Source organism: Pseudomonas sp., assembly GCF_037994325.1.
In the GTDB taxonomy this organism is placed as follows: Bacteria; Pseudomonadota; Gammaproteobacteria; order Pseudomonadales; family Pseudomonadaceae; genus Aquipseudomonas.
In genome coordinates, this window is the sequence record NZ_JBBNAH010000030.1 from 1 (window position 1) to 5,172 (window position 5,172).

8 protein-coding genes are annotated in these 5,172 nt (G+C 58.9%); 5 read left to right on the forward strand and 3 right to left on the reverse strand.

Going from position 1 to position 5,172, the window contains the following annotated elements:
• Positions 1-184 precede the first annotated feature (184 nt).
• Genes ureE through AAAB16_RS01000 form a run of 4 tightly spaced genes read left to right on the forward strand, consistent with a single transcriptional unit; the run spans position 185 to position 2,615 of the window.
• Entirely contained in the window at positions 185-685 is a 501-nt protein-coding gene (ureE, locus tag AAAB16_RS00985; protein ID WP_340661647.1) for an urease accessory protein UreE, read from the forward strand.
• A 32-nt stretch (positions 686-717) separates the two neighbouring features.
• Entirely contained in the window at positions 718-1,371 is a 654-nt protein-coding gene (locus tag AAAB16_RS00990) for an urease accessory UreF family protein (RefSeq protein ID WP_340661653.1), read from the forward strand.
• Positions 1,372-1,399: 28 nt separating this feature from the next.
• Positions 1,400-2,014: an urease accessory protein UreG gene (gene ureG / locus AAAB16_RS00995; RefSeq protein ID WP_110618149.1), complete on the forward strand. Its 615-nt coding sequence runs from the start codon at positions 1,400-1,402 to the stop codon at positions 2,012-2,014.
• Between the two features lie 28 nt (positions 2,015-2,042).
• Entirely contained in the window at positions 2,043-2,615 is a 573-nt protein-coding gene (locus AAAB16_RS01000; protein WP_340661648.1) for a HupE/UreJ family protein, read from the forward strand.
• A 92-nt stretch (positions 2,616-2,707) separates the two neighbouring features.
• Here the strand turns inward: AAAB16_RS01000 and AAAB16_RS01005 are convergent, their stop codons facing one another.
• Both AAAB16_RS01005 and AAAB16_RS01010 read right to left on the reverse strand, forming a co-directional pair.
• On the reverse strand, positions 2,708-3,238 hold the full coding sequence (locus AAAB16_RS01005) for a hypothetical protein (protein ID WP_340661649.1): 531 nt from the start codon (positions 3,236-3,238) through the stop codon (positions 2,708-2,710).
• A gap of 59 nt (positions 3,239-3,297) precedes the next feature.
• Entirely contained in the window at positions 3,298-3,723 is a 426-nt protein-coding gene (locus AAAB16_RS01010; RefSeq protein WP_340661650.1) for a VOC family protein, read from the reverse strand.
• Positions 3,724-3,843: 120 nt separating this feature from the next.
• Here AAAB16_RS01010 and AAAB16_RS01015 point away from each other — a divergent pair, with 120 nt between their 5' ends.
• A complete protein-coding gene (locus tag AAAB16_RS01015) occupies positions 3,844-4,701 on the forward strand; it encodes a LysR family transcriptional regulator (RefSeq protein WP_340661651.1) in 858 nt (285 codons plus the stop codon).
• Between the two features lie 78 nt (positions 4,702-4,779).
• On the opposite strand, the gene AAAB16_RS01020 is transcribed toward AAAB16_RS01015, so the two are convergent.
• Complete coding sequence (locus tag AAAB16_RS01020) at positions 4,780-5,022, reverse strand: hypothetical protein (RefSeq protein ID WP_340661652.1); 243 nt, start codon at positions 5,020-5,022, stop codon at positions 4,780-4,782.
• Positions 5,023-5,172: the final 150 nt, after the last annotated feature.

Below are 5,172 nucleotides of genomic sequence, written 5' to 3' on the forward strand. Positions count from 1 at the left end.
GGGACGAAGCCAACGAAGATCAAAGCACCAAAGAGGTGCACCTGCGCGCACCGCGCACCAAATAAAACCTGACCAATGCCCCAGTTTTTATCCCTTAAGCGTGTAGGCCGCTTCAGCACTACCCCTGCCCGCCTTGGCACCGCACTTGCTCTGCACCAGTTATTGAATCTGCCGGTACACCTTTATGTTGGTCATCCATTCCCGTATCCCGCCACAACAGAGCTGGGACGCCGAATTACACCTGAGCTTTGCCGCCCGCAGTAAAAGCCGCTTGCGCTGTTTCACCGTGACGGGCGAAGACGTCGGCCTGTTCCTCGAACGCGGTCAGCCGGCGCTGCACGACGGTGAATTTCTCCAAGCGCAAGATGGCCGCGTGGTTCGCGTTAGCGCCAGCCCCGAGCGCTTGATTCACGTAACCTGCGCCAACCCCTTCGAACTGACCCGCGCGGCCTACCACCTCGGTAACCGCCATGTTGCCCTGCAACTGGGCGATGGCTGGCTGCGCCTGCCGGAAGACTATGTGCTGCAAGCCATGCTGGAGCAGTTGGGCGCTACGGTGGAATTGATCGACGCGCCCTACCAGCCCGAGCAAGGCGCCTATGGCGGCGGCCATCACCACTCCCATGCTGGCGATGAAGAATTCAGTTACGCGCCGCGCCTGCACCAGTTTGGTGTGCGTACGTGAGCTTGAGCGCGCTTAGCCCTGCCTGGGCGCTGATGCGCCTGGCCAGCCCGCAATTGCCGATTGGCGGTTACAGCTATTCCCAGGGCTTGGAAATGGCGGTGGAGCGCGAGGTGGTGAGCGACCCGCAAACGGCCCAGCGTTGGATTGCCGATCAACTGTTGCTCAACCTGGCCCGCTTCGAAGCACCGTTGCTACTGGCCCATTGCAATGCCGCCGCTGTCGGCGATTGGCAAGCGTTGGCGGCGCTTGCCGAGCAACACCGCGCCAGCCGCGAAACCCGCGAGTTGCAGCAGGAAAGCCGGCAAATGGGCTACTCGCTCAAGCAATTGCTGGAAGGTTTACCGGAACTGGACGACGACGCCCGCGCCTTTCTCAGCAACGTGAGCGAACCCGGTCTCGCGCTGATGTGGGCGTTGGCCGCGCGCGCGTGGGCCATCCAACCTGCCGACGCCCTGGCTGCCTGGCTGTGGGGCTGGCTAGAGAACCAACTGGCGGTACTGATGAAAACCCTGCCGCTGGGCCAGCAAGCCGCGCAGCGCCTGACTTCCCAGCTGTTACCGCTGCTGCAACAAGCGCAACAGCAGGCTGAGCACCACACACCCGAGCACTGGGGCAGCGCTGCTTTTGGCCTGGCCTTGGCCAGCATGGCGCACGAGCGCCAGTACAGCCGCTTATTCCGCTCTTGAACATGCACACGAAAAGGAACATGCAACCATGAACAGCCAACCTCTACGTGTCGGTATCGGTGGCCCGGTCGGCTCCGGCAAAACCGCACTGACTCTGGCCCTGTGCCTGGCCCTGCGCGATCGCTACAACCTGGCAGTGGTCACCAACGACATTTACACCCAGGAAGATGCGCAATTTCTCGTGCGTAACGAGGCCTTGGCGCCGGAACGCATCATCGGTGTGGAAACCGGCGGCTGCCCACATACCGCGATCCGTGAAGATGCCTCGATCAACCTCGAAGCTGTCGACCAGCTCAACCGCCGCTTTCCTGGGCTGGACCTGATCATCGTGGAGTCGGGCGGCGACAACCTGTCGGCGACGTTTAGCCCGGAACTGTCTGACCTGACCCTGTACGTCATCGACGTCTCGGCCGGGGACAAGCTGCCGCGCAAAGGCGGCCCCGGCATCTGCAAATCTGACTTGCTGGTGATCAACAAGGTCGACTTGGCGCCAATGGTCGGTGCGTCGCTGGAAGTAATGGAGCGCGACACCAAGAAGATGCGCGGCGATAAACCCTTTGTATTCAGCAACCAGAAAGTCGGCCAAGGCCTGGATGAAATCATCGCCTTTATCGAAAAACAGGGCCTGCTCACCGCAGCCTGATCGTTTGCACTGTTTAAAAGGAGCTTCCATGAAACTGCGTAAAGCCTTGTTCAGCCTGGCGCTGTTCCTCTCCCCTGCCGTGGCCTTTGCCCACCCTGGGCACGACTCGTCCGGCATGCTCGCCGGCATTGCCCACCCCATTACCGGCATGGATCACTTACTGGCCATGCTCGCCGTCGGTCTATGGGCCGCCCAACAAAAAGGCGCCGTCCGCTGGGCACTGCCAGTGACCTTTGTCGGCACCATGTTGCTGGGTGGTTTGCTCGGCTTTGAAGGGCTGCAACTGCCGTTTATGGAGACCGGGATTGCGGCGTCGGTACTGGCCCTGGGCCTGCTGGTGGCAGTGGCTGTGCGCCCGCCAGTGTTTTTAGCGGTTGGCTTGACCGCGCTGTTCGCCTTGGCCCATGGCGTTGCCCACGGCCTGGAGTTGCCAGCGCTGGCCAGCCCTTGGGGTTACGCTGTTGGCTTTGTTGCTGCCACCGCTGCGCTGCACGCCGCAGGTTATGCGCTAGTGCGAGCATTACCGGTTGCCGCTGCGCCGCTGGTGCGTATTGCTGGCGCGGCCTCGGCAGGCGCTGGGGCTTGGTTGTTGCTCAGCTAAACCTGATTACTGCGTAGGATGTGCTTTGCGTACCAGGCGACCTATCGACAATCGCCCGGGTGCGCACGGCCTCCGACAGAATCTGGTAAACCTTAAATGTGTACGGCGACGCGCAATGCTTCGTACGAACCGGCCGCAGCAATGCCGACTTCCGCACTTAGCTGCAACACCCGCTCAAGATCAGTGGTGTACACCAACACCGCCTGCATCTCATCGTCTAGCGGCTGACTAAAGTCCACCAGCACATAGCCCTTGGTTTCCGGACTCAAGGCGCTGAGCTGCACTTGAATGCGGTTCATGGCGGTCAGTGGCTCAGTCTTCAATAGCTGCTTGGGCTTGATATTGAAGGTCACTTCTTTGCCGAAGGAGTCGATGATCTGTTGCAGCAGGTCAGCGTAGGTGTCGGCCTGAAACAACACGGTCTCCGGCAAGCTGCCGACCACAACCCATTCACCCAGGGGGATAGGAAAGGTGTCGTCGTAGTTGATATCCGGATTGGCCGCGAGAAAGGCGGCAGGGTCAGCGTAGGCTTGCGCCGCTTCATCGGCGATTTTTTCGATTTCCTCGGCGCCCATGCACCCCGAACTTATTTTGCTGATCAGTTCTACGAGTTGCGCTTTCATGGGCATGGTCCTGGCTGAAAATCGAGGGCGCCAAGGATAGCCGAAGGCGCCCTGCCCGGCTATTTGGCAAACAGCTGGCTCATATCCTTAAAGGCCTTGAACTCCAAGGCGTTGCCGCAAGGATCGAAGAGAAACATGGTGGCCTGCTCGCCGACTTGGCCTTTGAAACGCACGTAAGGCTCGATCACAAACCGGGTCCCTAGCCCCTGCAGGCGCTGCGCCAAGGCTTCCCACTCTGCCCAACCCAGCACTACGCCAAAGTGCGGCACCGGTACATCATGACCGTCAACGGCATTGGTGTGTGCCTGTTCCTGGGAGGAGGTTTTCGGGTGTTCGTGAATGACTAACTGGTGGCCGAAAAAATCAAAATCCACCCAGTGCTCGCTAGAACGGCCTTCGTTGAGACCAAATACGTCGCCATAGAAAGCGCGAGCGGCGGCGAGATCGAACACAGGAATAGCCAGATGAAACGGAGAAATGCTCATAAAGACGTCTCGGATTAAACACGGTGAACCGATTCTAGCCCTGTATTTATTGATTAAAAGACGTTACTTTTTGCGCCGAGCTCAAATTATTTCGATCAATTCCCTACCGATGGCGCCTGCATGCTTCGTGAACTCAAGACTTTTATTGCCGTGGCACGTTACGGCACCTTTGCTGCGGCAGGCATGCACATCGGCCTGACGCAATCGGCCATCAGCGCACAGATTCGTAACCTGGAAAACGCCTTGGGCCAGCAGCTATTCGATCGCACAGGACGCCAGGCCATCCTTAATGCTGCGGGCGAACGCGCGTTGCCGATGGCACGAGAGATGCTCGACATTTTCAGCCGCATGGGCACCGCCGATAGCGCAAGCGAGTGCAGCGGTGAGCTGAAAATAGGCGCTATTGCCAGTGTACAAACGGGTTTATTGCCCGCCGCCCTGTTGCGCTTACGACAAGCGGCGCCGAGGGTGGAGCCTAAATTGGTGCCGGGCGTTTCCCTGAACCTGCTAAGCCAAGTGGATGCGGGGGAGCTGGATGTCGCCATTCTGATTCGTCCGCCTTTTGCGTTGCCCAAGGAATTGCATACCCAGGTGCTGCGCCAGGAGCCGTTTGTATTAATCGTGCCGCACCACCTGGCCGGCGAGGACCCGCTGCAATTGCTACGCGACCATCCGTTGGTGCGCTACGACCGCACTTCATTTGGAGGCCGACTGGTGAGCCGCTTTCTGCGCGAGCAGCGACTGGAAGTGAATGTGGCGCTGGAGCTGGATGAGCTGGACGGCATTGTGAAGATGGTTGAGTGCGGGCTGGGTGTGTCGCTGATTCCGCTGGCGGGCCTGTGGGTTGAACATGGCGCGCGGGTGCGAATTATCGAGCTGGGCGAACTGACCTTTCACCGCGAACTGATCCTGCTGCTGCGTCATAGCCAGCGCAACCTGCCGGTGCAGCGGCTGTTTAGTGAGTGCCTGGAGGGTTAGCGCAACGGTGCAAATACATTACCCATAAAAAAACCCGGCTGAATTGGCCGGGTTTTTTATGTGAGGTAACGCAGAACATCAAGCCACACGGTTGGCACCAGTACGGTCGGCACCACCTTCGGCTACACGGTTAGCGCCAGTACGATCTGCACCACCTTCGGCTACACGGTTAGCGCCGGTACGATCTGCACCATCTTCTGCGACCATGGACGAGTGGACGAATTGGCCGCCAAAGGTGAACTGTGGCTGGTCAGAAGGAAGAGCAAATACACTGGCGGAAAGGCTGGCCAGAATCAGGCTAGCGAATACTTGGTTTTTCATTTTGGGGCTCCTTGCGGGGGCTTAAAAGTGGGTACGGAGCCTATGGTACTCACTGAGATTTCTTGCAGAAGTGAAAGGGCGCGATAGTAACCATCGATACGAATGATTGCTAAAAAAGCCCTTTTAAATCATCCGTTTGAATCACCAAAT